Raw genomic sequence first — 25088 nt, 5'->3', positions numbered from 1 at the left:
CGGGTTCGAATCCCGTATGGGTCATTAACGTAAAGGACTATCATTAGATAGTCCTTTTTTGTTTTTTATTTAGGCTTTGTTAAACTTTAATGTTCATATTAGGCATAAAAGTGGAATTTTCATAAAGTAGGAAGTTCCACTTTCTTATTTAACTAAGGATGTCGTTACTACAACAAGAGAAATGCCTTTTTAATATCTTTCAATACTTATCACATTATCGGATGGAGTAAGGTATCCCTTTTCTCCTATTGAAAAGTCAGTACCTTGACGTGCTATCTCAATATATTGAACGACTTTATCGTTGTTAAGGAAAACCAAAAGATATATATCGTCTCTAGTATCTATATTGGATGGGTCTTTAAAATCAAAACCTAATTGTTCCTCAATACCTTCTTGTGTACTATAAGGTGTGAACAGGAGAGCTTTTTCCCAGTCGAATGTCGTCAATGATCTAATATTTATCTCACTTTTATTTTGATCCCCAACAACAGAATAAATAGCTTCCTCTAATTCTGTATCATGCTGGACATCACTTTGGCTACATCCAACTAATAATAGAAAAAGAAGTACAATAACAGATACCTTCTTCAAAATTAATCTCCTTTCATTTAACAATTATACGAAGATGCTTTTATCAAAATCTAGATAACCTAAGTGTATAATATGCTTCTATATTTTGTATTACGTTTTCTTTAATAATCTAGTCATTCATTTTAAAAGGGTTTCTTTGATGTTAAATGGATTCTAATACTTGGAGGCAAATTCATCTAGAAATGTGTGTAGGAGCAATAACATTTTCGGAATTCTACAATATGAACTTATATTATTCCGTAAACGCTACTCTGAAATCAGATAGTTTGTAGAATTGGGCCAGAATCTCTATATATTGAGCCACTTTTCAAGGAAATTGGGCCAGATTTAAGGTGAATTGAGCCACTTTGTGAGCACATCTTGTATTTAATTAAGAAGTAGTAATCACTTTTATTACTCTTAGATTTAGTTTCCCCCTACCATATTTAGTTCATCGATTCATAACCTATATCACTATCCCCATGTATAAACAATCTTACCTTCCAAATACTTTTATTAGATTTACCTACTCAGCAATAGCCAACATTTTTATTCTTTAGCCACTTCCTAATTAACCACTCTAAGATTCTAAAACCAAAATAAATTCTTATACATGAGTTTTCTATCTTCTATTTAAAACTACTTCTTCTTTTTTAATGAAAAAACCTTTCGACACCATTCATCAAAAATTCGTAATGAAAACCCTATCATTTGGAACTTATTTACATTTGTTGTTACTAGATCTCCCTCCGTGTAGGATATTGTCGGAATTGGACGATGTTTATATAAAGGATTTTCAAGTATATCAAAGAAAGTAGTTAGTAGATTGAAAAAATGTAGGTGAGATGATGAACGCAATGATGATATCTGATTATGATGTTTTTTTATTTCATGAGGGAAGTATGCAGCAAGCTTATCAGTTTATGGGCTCCCATGTGAGGAGAACTCCTTCTGGAACCTATACAGAATTTTGCGTTTGGGCACCGAATGCCAGAGGTGTTAGGTTAGTAGGTTCATTCAATGATTGGAATGGGCTTCATTATAAGCTTAGCAAAAGAAATAATGAAGGTATTTGGACAATTAGAGTAGATGGGAATTTATCGGGTGAAACATATAAATATGAAATTATGACTTCATCAGGTGTTAAAAAGCTTAAGGCAGATCCTTATGGGGTTGCATCAGAGAAACGCCCCCGTACTGCAAGTATGGTCTATGAATTACAAGGCTTCCAATGGGAGGATGAAGAGTGGCTGGAACAACGGTCAAAGAAGACTGTGTATGATCAGCCTATGTTCATTTATGAAGTCCATTTGGGGACATGGAAGAAGAATAAGGGAGAGTTTCTTTCTTACAAAGAGCTGGCACAAGAGTTAATTCCCCATGTGAAGGAACATGGTTTTACTCATATTGAGCTACTCCCTATAACGGAGCATCCTTTTGATCGTTCATGGGGCTATCAGAGCACTGGTTATTATTCCCCTACAAGTCGTTATGGGTCTCCCCATGAGGTAATGCAGTTCATAAATGAATGTCATGTACATAATATTGGGGTGATATTGGATTGGGTACCAGGGCACTTTTGTAAGGATGCACATGGACTTTATGAGTTTGATGGTTCATTTGTATATGAATATGGAGAAGAACGTGATCGTGAAAATTATACGTGGGGAACAGCCAACTTTGATTTAGGAAAGGGAGAGGTTAGAAGCTTCCTTCTATCAAATGCCCGCTTTTGGATGGAAGTTTATCATATTGATGGATTTCGAATAGATGCAGTTTCAAACATTATTTACTGGGCTAATCAAGGAGAGATGTCACCGAATGATGGAGCCCTTCAGTTTTTAAAGAAATTAAATCAGTCTGTATTCGAATATGACTCGTCCATATTAATGATTGCAGAGGATTCAACAGATTGGCCACAGGTCACATCTCCTGTTCATTATGGTGGACTCGGCTTTAATTATAAATGGAATATGGGCTGGATGAATGATGTTCTGAAATATATGGAAACGCCCCCTTCAGAGCGAAGAGATGTTCATTCATTGATTACGTTTTCTCTTTTATACGCATTTTCCGAGAATTACGTCCTTCCATTTTCTCATGATGAAGTTGTTCATGGGAAGAAGTCTTTGTTAAATAAGATGCCGGGAGACTATTGGCAAAAGTTTGCTCAGTATCGACTGCTACTTAGCTATTTAGTAGCACACCCAGGAAAGAAGTTATTGTTTATGGGCAGTGAATACGCTCCTTTTTCAGAGTGGAAGGATCTAGAAGAAATAGATTGGCATTTAACAAGTTACGAATTTCATCACAAATTTAATTCATATTTTAAAGAACTTCTGCATTTATATAAAGGTGCTAAACCATTATATGAGCTCGATCATCGTTCAGAAGGGTTCGAGTGGATTGATGTGAATAATGCAGATCAACAGATTTTTTCCTTTATTCGAAAGGCTAAAGAGAGCAATGATCATCTAGTGGTAATCTGTAATTTCAGTCCTAATGTTTATCACCAGTATAAGGTGGGAGTAAATCTTGCTTCTTATTACGAAGAAATATGGAATAGTGATGATGATCGATTTGGTGGTTCACATCAAGTAAATCCTCATCCTCTTCATGTGCATCAAGGGGCGTATCATGGAAGAGATGGATATGTGGAAATGACGATCCCGCCATATGCTGCTGTTTACTTAAAACCAATAAACTGAAAGGGGAGATAGAAGAATGGCAAAAGGACGATGTGTGGCTATGTTATTAGCAGGAGGAAAAGGGAGTCGGTTGAGTTCGTTAACAAAAAACCTAGCGAAACCTGCTGTTCCTTTTGGAGGGAAGTACCGCATCATTGACTTCACTTTGAGTAATTGTACAAATTCAGGAATCGACACGGTGGGTGTTCTTACTCAATATCAACCATTAGTCTTAAATTCTTATATTGGAATAGGTAGTGCATGGGATCTTGATCGGAAAAATGGAGGAGTAACGGTTTTGCCACCATATGCTGAATCCTCTGAAATGAGATGGTATACAGGGACAGCAAGTGCCATCTACCAAAATATGAATTACTTGGAACAGTACGATCCAGAGTATGTTTTGATTTTATCAGGAGATCACATTTATAAAATGGATTATAGCAAAATGTTGGATTATCACATTGAGAAAAAAGCAGATGTGTCTATCTCTGTTATAGAGGTTGGTTGGGATGAAGCAAGTCGATTCGGGCTGATGAATACCAATGAAGAGATGAGAATCACGGAGTTCGAGGAAAAGCCTGCCTACCCTAAGAGTAATCTTGCCTCAATGGGAATCTATATTTTTAATTGGAGTGTTTTAAAAGATTATTTAGAGATGGATGAGCGTAACCCTGATTCAAGCCATGATTTTGGAAAGGATGTCATTCCTTTGCTCCTGGATGAGAAGAAGAAGTTAATGGCCTATCCCTTTAAAGGATATTGGAAGGATGTAGGTACGGTTAAAAGTCTATGGGAAGCAAATATGGATTTGATTGATGAGAAAAACAAATTAAATTTATTTGATCATGATTGGAGAGTGTATTCTGTCAACCCTAATGAGCCGCCACAGTATATTTCGGAAGACGCTCTTGTTGAAGGATCTCTTGTGAACGAAGGATGCACCATTGAAGGAAGTATTAGTAAATCTGTTCTCTTTCAAGGCACGACCGTTAAAAAAGGAGCGCACGTCAGCCGTTCAGTTATTATGCCTGATGCTGTTATCGGGGAGAATGCATATATTGAACAAGCGATTGTTCCATCAAATGTAAAGGTTCCAAATGGGGTATGTATTATGCCTGAAGAGGGATCTGATGAAATCATATTGGTCACTGAATCATTCATTGAAACACTACTTGAACAAGAAGAAGTGTAACGGTTGAAATCTATAATACAACTTAAGAGGAGGAAGTGTTTTGAAAAATTCATTGCTTGGTGTTATTGATGCGACTAGTTATTATGATTCGTTAGAGGATTTACTTTTACATCGTTCATTGGCTGCTTTACCCATAGCAGGAAGGTATCGGTTAATTGATTTTGTTCTTTCGAATATGGTGAATTCTGATATCGGTTCTGTGGCAATATTCCCTAAGTTCCAATATCGTTCTCTCATGGACCACCTGGGTTCAGGAAAGAACTGGGACTTAAACAGAAAGCGTGACGGATTATTCTTCTTTCCGGCACCAAGTCTGGATGCAAGTGAGGAGGGAGTAGGCTCCTTTAATCATTTTGCACACCATATTGATTATTTTAATCGGAGTTCCCAAGAGTACGCTTTAATCAGTAACTGCTTTACTTTGTGTAACATTAATTATTTACCTGTTTTAGAAAGACATATCCGAATCGGTTGTGATATAACGGAAATTCGTCATAACGGGAAATCCTTAGACATGTACTTAGTAAAAACGTCTACGCTGATTGAGTTAATCAATGAACGACGCAATACTGGGTATACGTGCATGAAGGATGTTGTAGAGGATATTGAAAGTGAGTTTAAGGTATGTGGATATGAACATATTGGTTTTGTTGAAACCATTGATTGCATTGAGGATTATTACGAAGCAAGTATGAAGCTGTTAAATATTAACTATTGGAAAGAACTCTTTAAAAAGGATACCCCAATATATACAAAGGTTAAAGATGAACCACCAACTCGCTATACTTCAGCTGCCAGTGTGAAAAACAGTATTATTGCAAATGGCTGTTATATTAAAGGGAAAGTTCAAAATTCTACTATGTTTCGAGCGGTAAAGGTGGGTGTGAATACCTCTATTTCAAATAGTATTATTATGCAAAAGAGTCAAATTGGAGATAACTGTGTATTAGAGAATGTAATATTAGACAAAGATGTAAGAGTCGAGGATGGCGTGAAGCTAATAGGAGATCCTACCAAACCAATTGTCATTCGGAAAGGAATGATACAAGGAGCGCTGATGAATTCGTGAAGGTGTTATTTGTTGTATCTGAATGTGTCCCTTTTATTAAGTCAGGTGGCTTAGCAGACGTTGCAGGTGCATTACCTAAGGAGCTAAGGAGTTTAGGGACTGATGTTAGAGTGATTCTACCTAAATATGGTGGAATCCCTCATGAGTTTCGCTCTAAAATGAAGAAAAAGAGAGAATTTTTTGTTTCGATTGGATGGCGGAACCAATATTGTGGTATTGAAGAAATAGTTGAAAGTGGCGTAACCTATTATTTTGTTGACAATGAATATTATTTTAACCGAGATCAATTATATGGCTATTTTGATGATGGTGAACGCTTTGCATTTTTCACCAGATCCGTGTTAGAAGGTATGAACGTTCTGGATTTTTATCCTGATGTTGTTCATTGTCACGATTGGCACACAGGAATGGTTCCCTTTTTATTGAGAACGGAGTATCAAGACAGACCAGGGTATTCCTTTATGAGAAGCGTGTTTACGATTCACAATCTTCAATTCCAAGGGGTATTTCCTAAGCCTGTCATGACCGATTTATTAGGGATTCATGACAAGTATTTTCATTCTGATTATCTCGAGTTTTATGGGAATATCAATTTTATGAAGGCAGCATTGATTTCTTCGGATTATGTGACAACCGTAAGCCCTACATATAAAGAGGAAATTCTTACCCCTTATTATGGGGAAAAGCTGCATGGCATATTAAATCAACGATCTAACCAGTTACTCGGGATCCTTAATGGTATAGATGATTCTGTATATAATCCCGAAGAAGGGGAGTTTCCCTTCTTTAGTGGAAACATTCAAGGAAAAATGAAAGCTAAGCTTCATTTACAAAAACAGTTAGGGTTAGAAGAGAATGAACGAATTCCTCTTGTAGCTATTATTTCAAGATTAACTAATCAAAAAGGACTGGAACTCATTCGGGCTGTTTTTCATGAAATGATTCAAGAAGAGGTCCAATTTGTTTTGTTGGGAACGGGAGATTGGGAGTTTGAACAGTTTTTCCGAGAGATGCAGTCTCAATATTCTTCGAAAGTTAGGGTTCAAATAGGATTTAATGAAGATTTAGCAAAACAAATCTATTCTGCTTCAGACTTGTTTTTGATGCCTTCAAAATTCGAGCCATGCGGGCTAGGACAGTTAATCGCCATGAGATATGGGGCATTACCCCTTGTACGGGAAACAGGCGGCTTAAATGACACAGTGGAGTCATACAATGAAGAAACGAAAACAGGTAATGGTTTCTCATTTAAAAACTTTAATGCACACGATTTGCTTTATACCTATAAGAGAGCTCTGACATATTATCATGAGAATCCAGAAACATGGAATCATATCGTAAGGACTGCCATGAATAAAGATTATAGTTGGGCTCAATCAGCCTTTAAGTATAATCAACTTTATGCAGACTTGGTATCAAGGAGTGAAAGCCATGTTTTCTGATCACAATGAGTTTAAAGAAATGTTTCTGAAAAAGCTCGAAATGATGTACGGAAAAACCTTCCCTGAATCCACAACTCAGGATCAATTCTTCACTTTGGGCAATCTAATTCGTGAGTACATTAGTATGAATTGGATTCACACCAATGAACAATATCGTTTTAGTAAGCAAAAGCAAGTCTACTATCTATCCATCGAATTTCTCCTCGGCCGTCTGCTGCGTCAAAATCTAATGAACTTAGGTATTTACGATATCGTGGATAAAGGCTTAAAGGATTTAGGGATAGATTTGAGTGAAATAGAGGAAGTTGAACATGATGCAGGTCTTGGGAATGGAGGATTAGGGAGACTGGCAGCGTGTTTTTTGGATTCCTTAGCCTCCCTCAATTTACCTGGTCATGGATGCGGGATTCGATACAAGCATGGTCTGTTTGAGCAAAAAATTGTCAACGGATTTCAAATGGAATTACCTGAACAATGGTTACGACATGGTCATGTTTGGGAGGTGCGAAAATCAGACTTAGCTGTTGAGGTTCCTTTTTGGGGCAAGGTGGAATCTTATAAAGAAGAGGATGTTTTAAAGTTTCGTCATGTAGAAGCTGAAGTTGTATCGGCGGTTCCCTATGATATGCCTGTGGTAGGTCACGAAACATCAACAGTGAATACCTTGAGACTGTGGAGTGCTGAGCCAGCAGCTTATAAAGCAGGGAAAGATATGATGAAGTACAAGCGGGATACAGAAGCCATTACGGAATTCCTTTATCCAGATGACACACATGATGAAGGAAAAATACTTCGTTTAAAGCAGCAATACTTCTTAGTATCAGCAAGCATTCGTTCCATTCTTAATTCATATCTTTATCGGTATGGACATTTAAAAGAGTTGCATGAGAATATATCGATTCATATAAATGACACTCACCCTGTTCTTGCCATACCAGAATTGATGAGAGTTCTGATAGACGAGCATTCTTTTGAGTGGGAGGAGGCTTGGGAGATTACAACGAAAACATTCGCTTATACAAATCATACCACTCTATCTGAGGCTTTAGAGAGATGGCCTATTCGTATTTTTCAACCTTTATTGCCGAGGATATATATGATTGTAAATGAAATCAATGAACGGTTCTGTAAGGATTTATGGAAAGCATACCCTGGTGATTGGAAAAGAATCGAGGAGATGGCGATTATTTCACATGATGAAGTGAAAATGGCTCATCTTGCTATTGTCGGTAGCTTTAGTGTAAATGGAGTGGCGAAAATTCATACGGAAATATTAAAGCAGAGAGAAATGAACTTATTCTATCAATATTATCCTGGGAAATTCAACAGCAAAACCAATGGCATTACCCATAGAAGATGGCTGCTTAATAGTAATCCTCCATTAGCTAAGCTAATTAGTACAGCTATTGGAGATGATTGGATTGGGCAACCAGGCAAACTAGTAAACTTGCAGAATTTCAGTCAAGATTCATCCTTTTTAAATGAATTATATAACGTGAAACAACTAAACAAGAATAAATTAACAGAACGAATTTTCAAAAATAATGGACTTAGAGTAGACCCAACATCAATCTTTGATATTCAAGTGAAAAGACTGCATGCCTATAAACGCCAATTGTTGAATGTACTGCACATTCTTCATCTATATAATCGTTGTATAGAGGATTCTAGCTTTGACTTTCATCCTCGAACGTTTATATTTGGAGCGAAAGCCTCTCCAGGCTATTTTTACGCAAAGAAAATTATAAAACTGATTCATTCCGTAGCAGATTTAGTAAACAATCATCCACTTGTCAGGGATCGAATTAAAGTGGTGTTTTTAGAAAATTATCGAGTTTCTCTTGCAGAAGAAATCATTCCCGCAGCGGATATTTCTGAACAGATTTCCACAGCGAGTAAGGAGGCTTCTGGAACGGGGAATATGAAGTTTATGATGAATGGTGCTCTTACGTTAGGCACTCTGGATGGAGCGAATATTGAAATTTTAGAGCAAGTGGGGATCGATAATATCTTTATCTTCGGTCTGACTGCAGAGGAAGTAATGAAATATCAGTCGCATGGAGGCTACTATGCCATGGAGTATTATCACTATGATACGCGTATTAAAAAGGTGTTGTCTCAACTGATTGATGATACACTTCCTGAAGCCGGAGACCATTTTGAAATGATTTATGACTCTTTATTAACTGAAAATGATCATTTCTTTGTTTTACGTGATTTTGATTCGTATGTAAGAGTACATGATATAGCTGGTAGAGCCTATGAGAAGAAAGAAGAATGGTCACGAATGTGCTTACAAAATATTGCAAACTCTGGATATTTCTCAAGTGATCGTACGATTGAAGAGTACGCGAAAGACATATGGGGAATTGCCCATGGAAGTTTAACACAATAGAGAATGAGAAAATGCTTGGGAATAAAGGACCCCAAGCATTTTCATTTATTTATTATTCTTTTTGTTTGAAACATAACTATCGCCATCTTTATATGGGATGTCTCCCATGGTTGATTCAATATCATTTTCATCAAGCATTTCTTCATAGTTTTCATGGGTCTTTGAAGGGTATGCCTTTCGGTTAGAGCCTTCAATGTCAGTCCCGACAAAGGATTCAAAATCCTCTGTGAATCCTTCTGATGTGTCTTCACCCTGGTAAAGTTCAGAGTAGTCTTCATAATCACCTTCAAAGTCAGACGGGGTTTCTGAGGTGCCAAAACGTCCTACCTCTTGGAAGCTGTCTTCGTCATCACGAACATTTCCCTCTGATTTGTGTCTAAACTCATTATCGATTGGAGGTTGTAAAACATCTTCCTCCACCGGTCTGTCTTGAGGTGTTGATTGCTCAGGTGAATGATCTTTGCAGTACAGTGTGGTAGGAATAACTTCTAATCGTTCGTAAGGAATCTCTTGCCCACATTCTTTACATTGCCCATAAGTTCCTTCTGTGATTGCCTGTAATGCGTTCTGAATTTTATTTAATTCAATTTTTGCATGATCATCAATTGCATAATCCTTTTCTCTTTCATATAATTCGGTTCCCATATCTGCAGGATGATTATCATAGAGAGAAAGTTCCCCTGAATTATCTCGTTCATTTGTATGATGAAGACTGTCTAAATCTCGATTTAAATGCTCCTGTAACTGACTTTCTTGTTGGAGTAATTCCTTTTTTAATGTCTCTATTTGACTGTTTGAAATCACTTTCTTCACATCCTTCATTAATGTTCAGCCTGTACCAATAAAAGCTGAATTTAGATAAATAATGTACTATCCATACTTTATCCGAAAGTGGTGTCATTAAAACATAAAAAAACAGAGTGGAACAAAAAGACATGTTCCACTCTGTTTTTTAAATTGTTCTTTTCGCAAAAGTTGTTGTTTTATAACATAAGTGTTGTCAATGGCTCTGTCGACTAGTATGTGCAGGATGGTGAGGTGAACCGCTCCGCTTTCCGCGGACGTTCGGCCTAGCCTCCTCAGCTTCGCTTCCAGGGGTCACGGCACGACCGTACTTCCGCAAGAGTCTACGTAGTTTCCCTCACCATCTATAAGGAGTTTGTGACAGAGCTGGATAGTGAAAAAACAATCTAAAACTATACAAGCAAAAATCGACCACTGTACACCTTGAAAAATGGCTGTTTTCGAAAGGTATAAGGTATTTATATTAGTCTATATTAAGAAACTCATACTTAGAAAGTTGATTGGAGCGTAAGGTGCTCGACTCCTGCGGGAATAGCGGGAAAGTTGAGACCCCACAGGGCAAAAGCCCGAGGAGGCTCAACTCACGCCCCGCGGAAAGCGAGCAACCTGGAGCGGAAATCAACCACTTCTTGCGTATCTGAAATAAAAACATCTTTTATAAAATATAACCAATCATTAACCCAACAGACATTAAGAACCCGAAGATTGTATTCGTCTGTGCCGTTGCTTTCATGGCTGGCATCATTTCGATGGGTTGTGATTTTCCAATAAAGCCCTTCGTAGCTTTCAGCGCTTTCGGAATACTAAGAAAGACGACTAGCAGCCAAGGTGAAACTGCTCCAAAAAGGACGAGTAAAACGATAAAGATATACGATACAGAAAACATACTGGCTAAAAGGATAATAGCGCCTTTTCTACCCAAAATAATAGCCAATGTTTTACGCCCGTTGATTTTATCTCCATCAAGATCTCGAATGTTATTGGCTAATAAAATGGCACCCACTAAAATAGAAATGGGAATTGAAATAAGAATGCTTGCAGTAGTGATATTCCCTGTTTGTATATAAAAGGAAATCAAAATAATGATCAGTCCCATAAACAAACCAGCAACAATTTCACCGAATGGTGTATAGGCAATTGGCATCGGTCCTCCAGTATAAAAGTATCCTGCGGCCATGCACACTATACCTATTAAGGCTAACCACCAAGTGCTATTAAGGCAAATAAATATCCCTAGGAGTAATGCGATACCATATAGGGAAAATGCGAGTGACATTACTGTGGATGGCTTCACACCGTTTCGAACAATGGCGCCGCCAATCCCCACAGACTGTTCAGTATCCAGACCACGCTTGAAGTCATAATACTCATTGAACATGTTGGTCGCAGCTTGAATAAGTAAACAAGCTAAGAGCATTGCCACAAACATTGGGTAGTTTATTTCTGTATATTGTAAGGCAAATACCGTACCTAATAGAACAGGTACGAAAGCAGCTGTTAAGGTATGGGGTCTAGTCAGTTGCCACCAAATTTTCCAGCCTTTATCTGATTCCAATACATTGGATACATGTTGTTCCATTCATCTCTCTCCCTTATCTAGCAAGGAATTTTCAGAAAACATTACAATTCCTTTACAAATTAAAGTGTAGGTAATGGTAAAGGGACTGTCAATATATTTCATCAAATTTATGAAGGTTTAAATTTCCATTAAATACGTACTTTTACAACCCTTTTGGTTTCTCAAACGGGAAAAAAGGGTTTATTATATATAATAAGGATAAATAATGGTTTTTATATCTAACACTTCGTTGACACACCTCATTGTCAGGTGTATCTTATAATAAGTTTGAATTATGTACGTGATTGTTTGGGGGAATTCAATTGGTTACCATCCATAAAACCAAAATTGAAAAAGCATATGATACAGCCAAGTTAAAGGCTAAACAATTCCATCACCCCGTCCTTCTTAGCGTGGTTGAGGCAATAGATACAATAGATCCTCTTTCTTTTTATTATGAAGGCAGTTCATTCTTTAATGGAGAGCGTTTTTTGTGGAAGGACCGTGATCATACTATCTCAATCGTAGGACTTGGATCAACACACTTTGTTTCTACGGATGAGAAAACTGAACGTTTTTTTACTGTTGAGAATGAGTGGAAGCGCTTTATCGAAAAAGCGGTCATTGTATCTCAAGAAAAGTGGACAGGAACTGGTCCTCTTCTATTTGGTGGATTTCGCTTTGATCCATTAAATAAAGAAGGGAGCGAGTGGAAGCATTTCACAAACGGTACTCTTCAATTACCTGTTTTTATGCTGACAAAAGTGGGGAACGAGAACTATTTGACAACTAATTATTTGTGTCATCCTGAAGAGGAGGAAGACTCCTATTCAGCTTTAATGGACTTGAGGAATAAGCTACTTTCTAATGCGAAAATGACGAGTGCTTCTCCTGTCCAGCCTAATGGAAGGTCTGTTAAAGACATAAATCCCACGGAGTGGAAGCAGTCGGTTCAAAATGTTGTGAATCAATTAAAACAAGGGGAAATGAACAAAGTTGTTCTTGCTAGAAGATGTAAGGTTTCCTTTGACACACCTATTACATCTGATTTTGTTTTAGATAATTTGTGGAAACAGCAGCCAGATAGCTTTATTTTCAGCTATGAAAGAAAAGAAAGCTGTTTTATAGGAGCTACTCCAGAACGACTTGTGAAGAAAATGGGGAAGGAAATTCTCTCTACCTGCCTAGCTGGTTCCATTTCAAGAGGCCACAATTTACTTGAAGATGAAAAGCTTGGAGAAGAACTTCTTCATGATGAAAAAAATCGGTATGAGCACCAGCTGGTGGTGGATAGTATCCGACAAGGTTTGGAGCCATATTGTGAAGAGTTGAGTATTCCTTCAACTCCACAATTGATGAAATTAAAGGACATTCAGCACTTGTATACTCCCGTCATTGGAGAGGCTTCAGAACACACGACTCTGCTCAATCTTGTGGAAAAACTGCATCCTACACCTGCCCTGGGTGGAGTTCCTAGAGACAAGGCGTTATATGTTATTAGGAAGGAAGAAGAGATGGATAGAGGTTTATATGCAGGGCCAGTCGGTTGGCTTGATGCATATGGAAATGGAGAATTTGCCGTTGCACTCCGTTCAGGTCTTCTTCAAGAAAATAATGCCTATCTATATGCAGGCTGTGGCATTGTAGCTGACTCACAACCTGAGAGTGAATATAAAGAAACACAAATGAAATTTCGACCGATGCTACGTGCATTAGGGGGAAACATACATGACTAACGAACACCAACAGAGTTTAACGCGCTATGTAGCTGCTTTTATAGAGGAAATGGTGGGTAATGGAGTAGAGGAGGTTGTCATAAGCCCGGGCTCTCGCTCCACTCCTTTAGCATTATTATGCGCACACCATCCTCACATCAAAACTTATATCAATGTGGACGAGCGTTCAGCAGCGTTTTTTGCCCTTGGGATTGCCAAGGCAAAAAACAAACCTGTAGCTCTTCTTTGTAGTTCGGGAACAGCTGGAGCAAATTATTATCCTGCCGTAATTGAAGCACGATACTCTAAAATCCCTTTGGTTGTAATGACGGCAGACCGTCCTCATGAATTACGGGAAGTGGGAGCTCCACAAGCAATTAATCAAATCGATCTGTTTGGCAAGCATGTGAAATGGTCTATTGATATGGCATTGCCAGAAAATAGTCCTTCTATGATTCAATATGCAAAGTCTTCTGCTGTTAAAGGTATAGGATTGAGCATGGGAGAACCACGTGGCCCTGTTCATTATAATTTTCCGTTTCGGGAACCTTTAATCCCAAATCTCAATGAGATACAGTTCGGGGACGGGAACAAGGGAAAAAGGGTTCTCCACGGAAGTAGAGGTTTACATCCGACAATTAGTGAAGAACTAAAAGAAGCTTTAAATAACAAAGAGCGTGGTTTACTTGTATGCGGACCGGGTTTGGATGAGCAAGCCATTGGAGCGGTTATAGAATTTTCTAAGCAATATCAGCTTCCTATTGTTGCTGATCCTCTTTCCCTTATGCGCAGTGGAAACTACTCCAAGGATCAGATTATGGATTCCTATGATACGTTTTTAAAAGTGAAAGAGCTAAAAGAGGACTTACGCCCAGATATCGTAATCCGCTTTGGGGCCATGCCCGTATCAAAATCCCTTATGTTATTTCTGAAATCCCTAACAGATATTCCTTTTTGGATTATTAGTAGAGGAGAGGACTGGCAGGATCCCATTGCAGCAGGAAAAGAATATATCTACTGTGATGAACAACTATTCTGTACCAGCATGCAAAAGGAAGACTCCCAGGAAAAATCAGAATGGTTATCTCATTGGAAGAACGTCAATAACACTACAAAAGAATTACTCCTAAATGGAAGCCAAGAATGGGATGAAGGGTTGGCAGTTCGCCAACTACTCGAAGAACTACCTAATGATTCAACTCTTTTTGCTAGTAATAGTATGCCGATACGTGATATTGATACGTACTTCTTTCATAATGAAAGAAATATACAAATATATGCAAATCGAGGAGCCAATGGAATTGATGGAGTTGTCTCGACTGCACTTGGTATGAGTACCCAAAAAAAACCTCTATACCTTCTAATTGGTGACCTGGCATTTTTCCATGATTTAAATGCTCTTCTAATAGGGAGGAAATATCAATTAGATGTAACAATCGTCGTCCTAAATAATAATGGAGGGGGGATCTTCTCTTATCTGCCACAAGCTAAAGAAGAGAATCACTTTGAAGAATTATTCGGGACCCCAATGGATTTGGAGTTTTTCCATGCAGCTCAATTATATGGAGCACATCATACCCTTGTAAAAGAACAAAAAGACTTCATTCCTGCCCTTGAACATGCAAAACAGACAAAAGGAATAAAGGTGATTGAGGTTCTGACGAATCGTGAAGACAATGTTGGAAATCATCGTAATTTGTGGAATTTTGTTTCCCGGGAAATGGTTGAAAAATTTAAAGGAAACAACCAATGATTTTACAAGTGAATGATATTCGATATTATGTAGACGTTAAAGGAGAAGGAAGTCCTTTAGTTTTTCTTCATGGATTTACGGGGGATACAACGACATGGTCATATGTAACGAGTAAACTAAGTGAAAAATATCAATGTATAAGTGTGGATATTATCGGACATGGTCAAACAGACAGCCCCGAGGACACTAATAGGTACAGTATGGATGCTGTGGCAAAAGACCTTCAATCGATTTTTGCTCAACTTCAAATTGAACAAGCGACGATCGTAGGCTACTCAATGGGGGGACGTTTGGCACTCCATTTTTCAATGGTAAACCCTGAACTTGTGAAGGCTTTACTATTAGAAAGTGCTTCTCCTGGTATTGAAAATAAAGAAGAACGTCGCGAACGAAGCAAACGAGACCACATGTTAGCAGAAAACATTATGAAGAATGGCATCCAATCCTTTGTTGATTTTTGGGAGAACGTTCCTTTGTTCTCTACACAACAAAAGCTCCCTAAAGATGTTCAAGAAAGGATTCGACAACAACGTTTGAGGCAGAATCCAACCGGATTAGCGAATAGTCTTTTGGGAATGGGAACAGGAGAGCAGCCTTCATGGTGGGGAAAGCTGGAATGTATGTCTGTGCCAGTGTTTTTACTCGTAGGGGAACAAGATGAGAAGTTCAAAAATATTGCTCTAGAAATGAAAGAAAGAAATTCTAGCTTTCAAATTGTGACATTTTTCAACGTTGGGCATGCAATTCATGTGGAAGAACCTCGAAAGTTTGGTACAATAATAGAGAATCTATTGTTAACTACATAAAGGAGGAAGAAACTAATGGCTTTTGAATGGGTTTCAGAAAGAAACTACGAAGATATTTTGTATGAAACATATAATGGGATTGCAAAGATTACGATTAATCGTCCAGAAGTACGTAATGCATTCCGTCCTAAAACGGTAATGGAATTAATTGATGCATTTGCTTATGCTCGTGACGATTCTAAAGTAGGCGTTATTATCCTGACAGGTGCTGGTGAAAAAGCATTTTGTTCAGGTGGAGATCAACGAGTTCGTGGGCATGGTGGATACGTTGGGGAAGATGAAATCCCACGTCTGAATGTACTGGATCTACAACGTTTAATTCGCGTTATTCCTAAACCGGTTATTGCTATGGTAGCAGGTTATGCCATCGGAGGTGGACATGTACTGCATGTTGTATGTGACCTTACCATTGCAGCTGATAATGCCATCTTTGGACAAACAGGACCTAAGGTTGGAAGCTTTGATGCAGGTTACGGTGCAGGCTATTTAGCAAGAATCATCGGACATAAGAAAGCGAAAGAAATTTGGTACCTGTGCCGTCAGTATAACGCACAAGAAGCTCTGGAAATGGGACTTGTTAATACAGTAGTTCCTTATGAGCAGCTTGAAGCAGAGACTGTTCAATGGGCTTCAGAAATGCTGGAAAACAGTCCAACTGCCCTTCGCTTCTTGAAAGCATCCTTTAATGCGGATACAGACGGACTAGCGGGCCTTCAACAGCTTGCCGGTGACGCAACACTTTTATATTATACAACGGACGAAGCAAAAGAAGGTCGAGACGCATTTAAAGAAAAGCGTAAGCCAGACTTTGGACAATTCCCTCGTTTCCCTTAATAGGGGTGGCCTGATGAATCTTGACAGATTCATCAGGCTTTTTAAATACATAGTAGGATAGGAGAACCATTTTTATGTCAACACAAGAACTTCCAAATTGGTTGAAACAGAGATCCTTTTTAACACCGAATCGAATCGCTTTAAGTTTTGGTGAGGAGGATTATACTTTTAAAGATTTATGGACAAAAGCTATTATGATGGCTGAAAAGCTTCATACACTTTTGAATTCCAATCATGAGCCATTTGTGGGATTAATGATTAAGAATAAGGTGGAATCCGTATTTGTGATCCATGCTATTCAACAGTTAGGGTTAACTACTGTATTGTTAAATCACCGTCTTAGTCCAAATGAGCTGTCTTATCAAATAAAAGATATGAACCTTCGAACCATCATTTACGATGATGAATTTGAAGACAAGCTTGAGGGATTATCAGAAGAAAAGAAACAATTAAATAAAGTAAGCGTGTCGACATTATTTAATGCTCCTCCATCAAGGTTTGAAATCCGGGATTATTTTCAGTTAGACCAAGCTTGTTCTGTTATGTACACATCCGGTACAACAGGTGCTCCAAAGGGAGTTTTGCAATCCTATGGAAACCATTGGTGGAGTGCAATTGGATCTTCATTGAATCTGGGGATAAGTGAAAATGATGCCTGGCTATGTTCTGTTCCCCTCTTTCATATTAGTGGCTATTCAATTGTAATGAGAAGTGTGATTTATGGTATGAAGGTACGTCTTTATGAAAGCTTTGATGTGAATTCTATTAACGAGGAGCTGCAAAGTGGAAGTATTACCATTATGTCTGTTGTTAGTAACATGCTTCAGCGTATGACGAAATCATTAGGAGAACGGTCCTACCATTCGAATTTTCGATGTATGCTGCTAGGAGGAGGGCCAGCCCCCTTACCATTATTAGAAACGTGTAAGGAGAAGGGAATTCCTGTTTTTCAAACCTATGGAATGACTGAAACCTCTTCGCAAATCGTCACCTTATCACCAGAATATAGTTTTTCAAAACTTGGTTCTGCAGGTAAGCCTTTGTTCCCATCTGAAATTAGAATCGTTAGCAAAAGTGACAAGACCTTACCTTATGAAGAGGGAGAGATTGTTGTTAAAGGACCTAACGTAACTAAAGGGTATTATAAAAGGGAAGAAGCAAATAGAAAGAGTTTTGATGAAGGTTGGTTTTATACTGGGGATATTGGTTATGTAGATGAAGAAGGGTTTTTATTTGTTCTTGACCGACGTTCGGATTTAATCATTTCTGGAGGAGAAAATGTTTACCCGGCAGAGATAGAAAGTGTGCTTTTAGCTCTGGATGGTGTTGATGACGTAGGGGTAGTAGGAATTTCTCATGACCATTGGGGACAGGTTCCGTGTGCCTTTATCGTGAGAAATGATCCTCCTTTTTTGACTGAAGAAACGGTCATCAACTACTGTAAGGAAAAATTAGCGGCTTTCAAACAACCTAATAAGGTCATTTTTGTGAAAGAGATTCCTCGTAATGCATCAAATAAAATTCTTAGAAGGGTTCTTAGAGAGCAATGGGAACAGGGGGGGTTTAGTCATGAAGATTAATAAACTTACGCTTCATGTGATCTCTATGCCTCTAAAGAAACCATTTGTTACTCATCTTCAAACAGTAGAGAAGCGAGAAGCGATTATTGTAGAAGTTCAAGACACAGACGGATTAACTGGATTAGGAGAAGCCGTTGCTTTTTCAACGCCGTGGTATACAGAGGAAACGGTGAAAACCTGCTATCACATGATAAAGGATGTCCTTTTCCCACTTGTGGAAAAAGCACCCTTTTCTCATCCGAAAGAAATAGGACAACGTTTCAAACAAGTAAGAGGAAATCCAATGGCTAAGGCCAGCCTTGAGATGGCTCTGTGGGACTTATATGCAAGACAGCACAATAAACCCCTTTGGACCATTCTAAACGGGACCCGAAATAAAATTCTTGCAGGTGCTGTGGTCGGAGCTCCATCATTAAATGAAATGGTCATGCAAGCTAGTGACTTAGTAGATGAAGGGTACGAAAGGATCAAGGTCAAGATTTCTCCAGGAGCGGATATAGAACTTCTAAAAGTCATAAGGAGTGAATTTCCTCATTTATCTTTACTCGCCGATGCGAATTCAGCTTATACGTTAGAGGATACAAAGCATTTAAACGAGTTGGATGAATTTCAATTAGAAATGATAGAACAGCCATTAGGTGTGAAGGATCTAGTAGAGCATTCGATTTTGCAAAAGGAAATGAAGACTCCTATATGCCTAGATGAAAGCATTGTTACTCCTGAAGACATGAAGAGCGCTATTTATTTAAATAGTTGTGGAGTGGTGAATATTAAACTAGGTCGAGTGGGTGGATACACGAATGCTTTAGAAATTTATCGGTTATGCCAGGAAAACCTAAAAAAGGTATGGTGTGGGGGTATGATTGAGTTCGGTGTTTCAAGGGCTCATAACCTGGCACTTGCCAGTTTAGAAGGCTTTTCTATTCCTGGAGATATATCGTCTTCTTCTAAGTATTGGGATGAGGATATAATTGACACACCGATTGTAGTGAATCATGGATATGTTGACAGGTTAGAAGGACCAGGTATCGGAGTGGAATTAAATAAAAAGCGAATGATTGAAGTTACCGAGTTTAAAGAAGTGATTGAAATATAGTATGAAGGGGCAGCGATGTTAATTGCTGCCTTTTTATAGACTTGAAATCTTTTAAGGGCAAAGAATCAGCTTTTTTGTCTTAGGTAACGTTTGTCATTCATAAACAAGCTCCAAAAGTAAACAAAGCCAGGGAATAGAATGATAAACCCAACGATGTAGGTAATAAATACTGCCTTAAAGGAAGTAGGATCTGTGAATCCTGATTGAATCGTTACTTCTGGATAAATGATATAAGGAAGATGGGCTTTCCCATAAACATAGCTGGCAATTACATATTGAAATGTAACAGCAATAACTGCGATCCGGGGCATTCCCTTCATACCTTCTTTATTCGTAGGAAGAAAAAGAGCTCCGCCTGCAATCAGAAAGCCTATTAATGAAATCAATAATAACGTAACATCTTCCATCATTCGTTCATAAATCCACGCTGCTTCATTTTTCATCGTAATCATTATAAGAAAAGCCATGATAACAGAGATGGGTCCTATAATCATAGCATCCCTGCGATAGACGATATAGGCGTCAAATTCCTTTGAAGCTTTGGAGTAATCAGCTAAAAGAAGGGATGAAAGAAACAATGTACTAGCCACTGCAAAGCCGAAAAAAGCATATTCATGAGGGCTGGTAAACAGCTTGCCAAGTAATAGGGTTTGACCATCTTCAAAATCTATATAAGAACCATGAGAAATGGGCAGCACACTTATCAACAATCCGGGTATTAAAAGGCCGGTTATGCCCGTAATATAAGTTAGTAATTTCCGGTAATCATCAGCTACATGAGAGAATACAAGGAAGGCGCTTCGTATGGCCAATAGAAGTAAAATTAAACTCCCTGGAACAAGTAGTACAGTTCCAAGGGAATAAGCAGCACCAGGAAACAAGCTGTATACGGCAACAACTAATGCGACGATAAATGTATTGGTCACCTCCCAAGTTGGGGAGAGGTAGCGGTTCGCGATATTGGTTGCTTTCGTTTTATCGTGTTCGATGTATAGCATAGACCAAAATCCAGCCCCAAAATCCATCGTAGCCATTACAGCATAGATAAATACAAACCCCCATAGAATGGTTATGGCAATCAATGCTTGGGTCACGGTTCTTCACCTCCAATTTCGTTTATGTAGAAAGGGGGATATCCTTGCTTTCAGCTTTATTTAAGTCTTTTTCTGGGGGATTACGTCTGAAATAATACAATAGGACAAGGACAACAGCCACAGCTAAAATGGCATAAACAGAAACGAAGAGAATAAAGAGAATACCTAAGTTTCCGGACGTTGTAACCGAATCCTCAGTACTAAGAATCCGGTAGATCGTCCAAGGCTGTCTACCCGTACACGCGAAAATCCAACCAAATTCTATGGCTAGAATGGATAGAGGCCCCCCAGCTACAAATGCCCACATCAACCATTTTGGAAAACGATCTTTTTTTAATAGCTTGTTCCACACATAGGCGATGAGGGAAAGTAGTATGAGAAGAGAGCCAATTGCTACCATTCCGTTAAATAACGTATGAACAAATAGCGGAGGCCAATATTCTTCAGGAAAATCATTCAAACCAACAACCTCAGTGTCAAAGCTGTTTCCTGCTAAAAAGCTAAGTGCCCAGGGAACTTCAATTCCCCACTTTACTTCTTGTTCTTCTCGATTTGTGAAACCTCCAATCGCAAGTGGGGCATGAGTTTGCGTTTCAAACAGCCCTTCAGCAGCTGCCAGCTTCTCTGGCTGATATTCATGGAGCATTTGAGCCGATTCATGTCCGTTAATGGCCGTGAAGAATGAGAAAACTCCTCCCACTAACAGGCAAATCATAAGTGACTTTTGATGAAATTTATAAATTCTAGTTCCAAATGGCGTTTTCAACATTTTGTAGGCTGACACGGTAGCAATCGTAAAAGACCCCACCACATAAGCAGACAATGCTACATGACCCGCTGTGACAAAAAAGCTCGGGTTAAAAAAAGCTTTCCATGGATCAACATCTGTAATTTCTCCATTTACCATATTAAACCCAGCAGGTGTCCCCTCGAAGGCATGAACATTCGTAATGAGAACAGCCGATGCTAATCCACCTATTGCCACCAATACTAAGCTTACGATTCTCATCCAGGGAGCAATTCGATTAGCTGCGTACACATAAATGGACATAAAAAGAGCTTCTATGAAAAAAGCATAGATTTCAATTTGGAAAGGCAGTGCCATGACTCGCCCAATGACCTCCATAAAACCAGGCCAAAGAAGAGATAATTGTACTCCCGCAATCGTTCCTGTAGGAATCCCTACCCCTAAGAGAACAGCGAAGGCTTTAGTCCAGCGCTTTGCCATCACAGAATAATCGATATCGTTCGTCCGTTGAAACATTACTTCAGCCACGATAATCATTAACGGAATTCCCACTCCAAGTGTGGCAAAAATGATATGAAATGCCATGGTTGTACCGAACAAGGAACGAGCAATTACTAATTCATCCATTCTCATTTCTCCCTTTACTAGTCATTAACATTTCCTTATTGTCCACTTAATGGAAAAAAATATTCATGGGATTTATAATTCCAGAAGAGTTTTGATTGTGATTTTTTAATGAGAAGTTGTATGGAAGTAGAGTGTTTTCAGATGTTATGTCCCATACGAATGGATAGATTGATTTGCTCATAAAGGAGTTATCTAATCGATGAATATTAAGAGTGCTTATAAATAATAAGCATTCTTAATTTATATTTAATGACATCTATATAGGCTTTTTTCATACACTATTTTTGAGGTGAATAAAATGCCAAGAGTCAAATACAAGGATTCAGACGTTGCCTTAATGGCGAGGATGATGAGAGCGGAAGCTGAAGGTGAAGGAAAACAAGGAATGTTGTATGTTGGAAATGTGATTGTTAACCGTGCAAAAGCCGATTGTTTAGACTTTAAAAAGGTAAGAACTATTCGACAAGTTATTTTTCAAGTACAAGGAGGAAATTATTCTTTTGAAGCTGTTCAAAAAGGGAATCTCTTCTATAACAGAGCGAGATCAGTTGAAAAAAGATTAGCAAAAAAGAATTTGGATTATTGGAGTCAGCACCCAGCTAAATATGCTCTTTGGTATTTTAATCCATATGCTCCCTGTCCTGGAACATGGTACGGTCAACCTTTTTCGGGTCAATATAAAAATCATTGTTATTATGAACCGGCGGCTGGGACATGTAGCAGTGTTTATATCGGAGGTTAAGGTGTGTTTTTATATAGGTAATAAAATGAGTAACAGATTCGTCCAGGGAAGGAAGTTTGTGAAATGTTGTGTTAAAACGAAGGGGGCTTATTTTTAAAAAATAAGCTTCTTTTTTGTGGGAAATAGATATTTCGCTAACATCAATAGCCTTATTAAAAAGAGAACCCCTGACGGATTTCAACATCGGATAATAAAAAAATCGCACGGGATAAAGTCAACGTGCGATTAGTGATATTTCATTATTAATATTTCTCTTACTTTACTTCAATACTTTTTCTAACGTTTGTATGTTCTTCTTCATAAGTGAAAAATAATCTTCTTCCTTTGATCGATCCTCTTCTGTTAATACGGATAAATTATGAATGGTTAACGATTTTGCTCCAAGCTCTTTTTGAACGACCTCTGTTAAACGTGAGGATACATTTTGTTCAAATAAAATATATTGAACATTATCTTTTTTTCCTTTTTCAATAATTTTTTTAAGCTCTTGCTGTGAAGGCTCGTTAGCAGTATTTAAGCCGGCGATGGCTTCTTGCTTTATCCCATATCGTTCTTCCCAATAGCTATAAGCAGCATGAGAAACATAAAAAGTATTCTTAGAGGAGCCTTCGACCATTTTCTTAAATTCAGAATCTAAATGATCAAGGTCAGCAGTTAAGGTTTCAAGATTTTCTTGAAAGAGTTCTTTATGCTCAGGCATTTCGTTTGATAATGTCTCCGCAATGGTATTAGCCATTTGTTTGGAATAAACGAGATCTAACCAAATATGAGGATTATTGTCATGGTCGTGTTCGTCTTCATTTCCCTCATCATGATGCTGACTTTCTTCAAGGTTGATGTTTTTACTTACAGGAACAACTACGACGTCTTCGTCTTCAAGGATCGGCTTAGCGTCATCGATAAACCCTTCCAGACCCATGCCAATGTATAGAAATACATCTCCATCTGCCATTTTTATCATATCTTTTTGTGAAGGTTCAAATGTATGTTCATCTGCGCCGGGAGGGTAGATGCTTTCCACTTCAACATGTTTCCCTCCAATTTTTTTCGTGAAGTCTTCCAGTGGATACACAGTGGTGTAAACTTTCATTGTATCTTTTTTCTCATTATTGTTTTGTTCTGAAGTAGCGCCGCAAGCTGTTAGAAAGAAAACAATTAATAATAACCAGCTATTACGAATATAGTTCAAGAAAGTATCCTCCTTTATAAAAATAGTTTTGTAAATCTTTTTTCTATCAATTAAATGTCAGTTTATATCATTGGATATTTGATTGAATTGATGCTGCGTTTTTTTCTTGAAAACAATCTTCTAATAAGATGTTAAGTGTAATCATTACGATTTAGCACAAAGGTTATTTTACTACCCTTATGGGGAATAAGCAAGAGTAATGCATAGTAAATAAAGAAAGATTCTTTTTAAAAATATTCCAATAAAAAAAGACTACCTCTTTAAGCAGAGTTAGTCCATTTCATTCTTTTTTTTCGAAGGCCATTCATCAGGGACATAATCAAGGCCACCAGGATGGAAAGGGTGACATTTTACAATTCGCTTAATGGTTAACCAACCTCCTCGTAAGGCACCGAATTTACTTACTGCTTCTATCCCGTAATGTGAACAGGTTGGATAAAATCGGCATGTTGGAGGTTTAAGTGGCGAAATGACAAGCTGATATAGTTTAAATAATGCCAGTAGCATCCTCTTCATAGCAATTACTCCTAATTGATTTTCTTTAAATATAGCAAAGTAAAATAAGGATAAAAACCTTTTAGCTTAAAATACCAAGTTTATAGTGAAAAACAGGTAATTCATATTAAGTTGATGAAATAACTATGAATTTACGTTATACTATATATAGAAACTAAATGGGAGTGATTTTTAATGCCATCAGTAGAAAGTTTTGAATTAGATCATAATGCAGTGAAAGCACCGTATGTTAGACATTGTGGTGTTCATAAGGTAGGAACAGATGGATTAGTGAATAAATTTGATATTCGTTTTTCTCAACCAAATAAACAAGCGATGAAGCCTGATTCTATTCATACACTAGAGCATTTACTCGCCTTTACTATACGTAAATATGCAGAGCCCTATAATCATTTTGACATCATTGATATTTCTCCAATGGGATGTCAAACGGGATACTATTTGGTTGTTAGTGGAGAGCCGAAAGTGGAAGAAATCATTGATTTATTAGAGGCTACTATGAAGGAAGCCGTTGAAATTGAAGAAATTCCAGCTGCCAATGAAAAGCAATGTGGTCAAGCGAAGCTTCATGATTTAGAGGGAGCAAAGAAGTTAATGCGTTTCTGGCTCAGTCAAAGTAAAGAAGATTTAAAGCAGGTATTTGCTTAATATATAAAAAGCCATCGTTT

General features: G+C 38.0%; 19 protein-coding genes and 1 pseudogene. 13 read left to right on the top strand and 7 right to left on the bottom strand.

The features are described from left to right. Positions 1-189: 189 nt before the first annotated feature. Complete coding sequence (locus IQI_RS11360; RefSeq protein ID WP_082892554.1) at positions 190-591, bottom strand: hypothetical protein; 402 nt, start codon at positions 589-591, stop codon at positions 190-192. Positions 592-1418: 827 nt separating this feature from the next. Between IQI_RS11360 and glgB the strand changes: the two are divergent. From glgB to IQI_RS11335, 5 genes and pseudogenes are all read left to right on the top strand, one after another. Continuing rightward, positions 1419-3416, top strand: a pseudogene (gene glgB / locus IQI_RS11355) (1,4-alpha-glucan branching enzyme). Next, positions 3319-4452, top strand: coding sequence for a glucose-1-phosphate adenylyltransferase (locus IQI_RS11350; protein WP_408006815.1), 1134 nt, complete (start codon positions 3319-3321; stop codon positions 4450-4452). The pseudogene glgB and the gene IQI_RS11350 overlap by 98 nt, the downstream one beginning before the upstream one ends. Positions 4453-4492: 40 nt before the next feature. Beyond that, positions 4493-5521 (top strand): GlgC family sugar phosphate nucleotidyltransferase, encoded by a 1029-nt coding sequence (locus tag IQI_RS11345; RefSeq protein ID WP_064091083.1) that lies wholly within the window; start codon positions 4493-4495, stop codon positions 5519-5521. Continuing rightward, positions 5518-6963 carry a glycogen synthase GlgA gene (gene glgA, locus IQI_RS11340; protein WP_064091082.1) on the top strand — a complete coding sequence of 482 codons (1446 nt, stop codon included), beginning with the start codon at positions 5518-5520 and terminating at the stop codon, positions 6961-6963. The genes IQI_RS11345 and glgA overlap by 4 nt, the downstream gene beginning before the upstream one ends. Beyond that, positions 6953-9358 (top strand): glycogen/starch/alpha-glucan phosphorylase, encoded by a 2406-nt coding sequence (locus tag IQI_RS11335; RefSeq protein ID WP_064091081.1) that lies wholly within the window; start codon positions 6953-6955, stop codon positions 9356-9358. The genes glgA and IQI_RS11335 overlap by 11 nt, the downstream gene beginning before the upstream one ends. Positions 9359-9403: 45 nt before the next feature. On the opposite strand, the gene IQI_RS11330 is transcribed toward IQI_RS11335, so the two are convergent. Next, positions 9404-10162: a TraR/DksA C4-type zinc finger protein gene (locus IQI_RS11330; RefSeq protein WP_064091080.1), complete on the bottom strand. Its 759-nt coding sequence runs from the start codon at positions 10160-10162 to the stop codon at positions 9404-9406. Positions 10163-10817: 655 nt separating this feature from the next. Continuing rightward, positions 10818-11741, bottom strand: a complete 924-nt coding sequence (locus tag IQI_RS11325; RefSeq protein ID WP_064092740.1) for a 1,4-dihydroxy-2-naphthoate polyprenyltransferase — start codon at positions 11739-11741, stop codon at positions 10818-10820. Positions 11742-12043: 302 nt separating this feature from the next. On the opposite strand from IQI_RS11325, the gene IQI_RS11320 reads away from it, so the two are divergent. The 6 genes from IQI_RS11320 to menC all read left to right on the top strand — a co-directional run bounded on the left by IQI_RS11320 (position 12044) and on the right by menC (position 19504). Continuing rightward, positions 12044-13456 (top strand): isochorismate synthase, encoded by a 1413-nt coding sequence (locus tag IQI_RS11320; protein WP_064092739.1) that lies wholly within the window; start codon positions 12044-12046, stop codon positions 13454-13456. Next, a complete protein-coding gene (gene menD / locus IQI_RS11315; protein ID WP_064092738.1) occupies positions 13449-15188 on the top strand; it encodes a 2-succinyl-5-enolpyruvyl-6-hydroxy-3-cyclohexene-1-carboxylic-acid synthase in 1740 nt (579 codons plus the stop codon). The genes IQI_RS11320 and menD overlap by 8 nt, the downstream gene beginning before the upstream one ends. After that, complete coding sequence (gene menH / locus IQI_RS11310; RefSeq protein WP_064092737.1) at positions 15185-15994, top strand: 2-succinyl-6-hydroxy-2,4-cyclohexadiene-1-carboxylate synthase; 810 nt, start codon at positions 15185-15187, stop codon at positions 15992-15994. The genes menD and menH overlap by 4 nt, the downstream gene beginning before the upstream one ends. A gap of 15 nt (positions 15995-16009) precedes the next feature. Further along, positions 16010-16828, top strand: coding sequence for a 1,4-dihydroxy-2-naphthoyl-CoA synthase (menB, locus tag IQI_RS11305; protein WP_064092736.1), 819 nt, complete (start codon positions 16010-16012; stop codon positions 16826-16828). Positions 16829-16902: 74 nt separating this feature from the next. After that, a complete protein-coding gene (locus IQI_RS11300; protein ID WP_064092735.1) occupies positions 16903-18408 on the top strand; it encodes an o-succinylbenzoate--CoA ligase in 1506 nt (501 codons plus the stop codon). Further along, positions 18398-19504, top strand: coding sequence for an o-succinylbenzoate synthase (gene menC, locus IQI_RS11295; RefSeq protein WP_064092734.1), 1107 nt, complete (start codon positions 18398-18400; stop codon positions 19502-19504). The genes IQI_RS11300 and menC overlap by 11 nt, the downstream gene beginning before the upstream one ends. Positions 19505-19569: 65 nt before the next feature. Here menC and IQI_RS11290 read toward each other — a convergent pair whose 3' ends face one another. Then, positions 19570-20598, bottom strand: coding sequence for a cytochrome d ubiquinol oxidase subunit II (locus IQI_RS11290; RefSeq protein WP_064092733.1), 1029 nt, complete (start codon positions 20596-20598; stop codon positions 19570-19572). A 22-nt stretch (positions 20599-20620) separates the two neighbouring features. Then, on the bottom strand, positions 20621-21973 hold the full coding sequence (locus tag IQI_RS11285) for a cytochrome ubiquinol oxidase subunit I (RefSeq protein WP_064092732.1): 1353 nt from the start codon (positions 21971-21973) through the stop codon (positions 20621-20623). A gap of 298 nt (positions 21974-22271) precedes the next feature. On the opposite strand from IQI_RS11285, the gene IQI_RS11280 reads away from it, so the two are divergent. Further along, positions 22272-22715 carry a cell wall hydrolase gene (locus tag IQI_RS11280; protein ID WP_064092731.1) on the top strand — a complete coding sequence of 148 codons (444 nt, stop codon included), beginning with the start codon at positions 22272-22274 and terminating at the stop codon, positions 22713-22715. A gap of 259 nt (positions 22716-22974) precedes the next feature. Here the strand turns inward: IQI_RS11280 and IQI_RS11275 are convergent, their stop codons facing one another. Further along, positions 22975-23904 carry a metal ABC transporter solute-binding protein, Zn/Mn family gene (locus IQI_RS11275; RefSeq protein WP_064092730.1) on the bottom strand — a complete coding sequence of 310 codons (930 nt, stop codon included), beginning with the start codon at positions 23902-23904 and terminating at the stop codon, positions 22975-22977. A gap of 270 nt (positions 23905-24174) precedes the next feature. Beyond that, a complete protein-coding gene (gene yidD, locus IQI_RS11270) occupies positions 24175-24420 on the bottom strand; it encodes a membrane protein insertion efficiency factor YidD (protein WP_064092729.1) in 246 nt (81 codons plus the stop codon). A 174-nt stretch (positions 24421-24594) separates the two neighbouring features. On the opposite strand from yidD, the gene IQI_RS11265 reads away from it, so the two are divergent. Then, positions 24595-25068 (top strand): S-ribosylhomocysteine lyase, encoded by a 474-nt coding sequence (locus IQI_RS11265; RefSeq protein WP_064092728.1) that lies wholly within the window; start codon positions 24595-24597, stop codon positions 25066-25068. Positions 25069-25088 lie beyond the last annotated feature (20 nt).

The organism is Rossellomorea aquimaris TF-12, assembly GCF_001648555.1.
Lineage (GTDB): Bacteria > Bacillota > Bacilli > Bacillales > Bacillaceae_B > Rossellomorea > Rossellomorea aquimaris.
The sequence above is the reverse complement of the archived record's forward strand: the minus strand, read 5'-3'. Positions and strand labels throughout refer to the sequence as shown.

Excerpts from the sequence above, each read along its gene's own strand:
- yidD (WP_064092729.1), bottom strand. The coding sequence starts at position 24,420 with ATGAAGAGGATGCTACTGGCATTATTTAAACTATATCAGCTTGTCATT.
- menH (WP_064092737.1), top strand. The coding sequence starts at position 15,185 with ATGATTTTACAAGTGAATGATATTCGATATTATGTAGACGTTAAAGGA.
- IQI_RS11265 (WP_064092728.1), top strand. The coding sequence starts at position 24,595 with ATGCCATCAGTAGAAAGTTTTGAATTAGATCATAATGCAGTGAAAGCA.
- IQI_RS11350 (WP_408006815.1), top strand. The coding sequence starts at position 3,319 with ATGTTATTAGCAGGAGGAAAAGGGAGTCGGTTGAGTTCGTTAACAAAA.
- IQI_RS11300 (WP_064092735.1), top strand. The coding sequence starts at position 16,903 with ATGTCAACACAAGAACTTCCAAATTGGTTGAAACAGAGATCCTTTTTA.
- menD (WP_064092738.1), top strand. The coding sequence starts at position 13,449 with ATGACTAACGAACACCAACAGAGTTTAACGCGCTATGTAGCTGCTTTT.
- menB (WP_064092736.1), top strand. The coding sequence starts at position 16,010 with ATGGCTTTTGAATGGGTTTCAGAAAGAAACTACGAAGATATTTTGTAT.
- IQI_RS11280 (WP_064092731.1), top strand. The coding sequence starts at position 22,272 with ATGCCAAGAGTCAAATACAAGGATTCAGACGTTGCCTTAATGGCGAGG.
- IQI_RS11335 (WP_064091081.1), top strand. The coding sequence starts at position 6,953 with ATGTTTTCTGATCACAATGAGTTTAAAGAAATGTTTCTGAAAAAGCTC.
- IQI_RS11285 (WP_064092732.1), bottom strand. The coding sequence starts at position 21,973 with ATGGATGAATTAGTAATTGCTCGTTCCTTGTTCGGTACAACCATGGCA.
- IQI_RS11325 (WP_064092740.1), bottom strand. The coding sequence starts at position 11,741 with ATGGAACAACATGTATCCAATGTATTGGAATCAGATAAAGGCTGGAAA.
- menC (WP_064092734.1), top strand. The coding sequence starts at position 18,398 with ATGAAGATTAATAAACTTACGCTTCATGTGATCTCTATGCCTCTAAAG.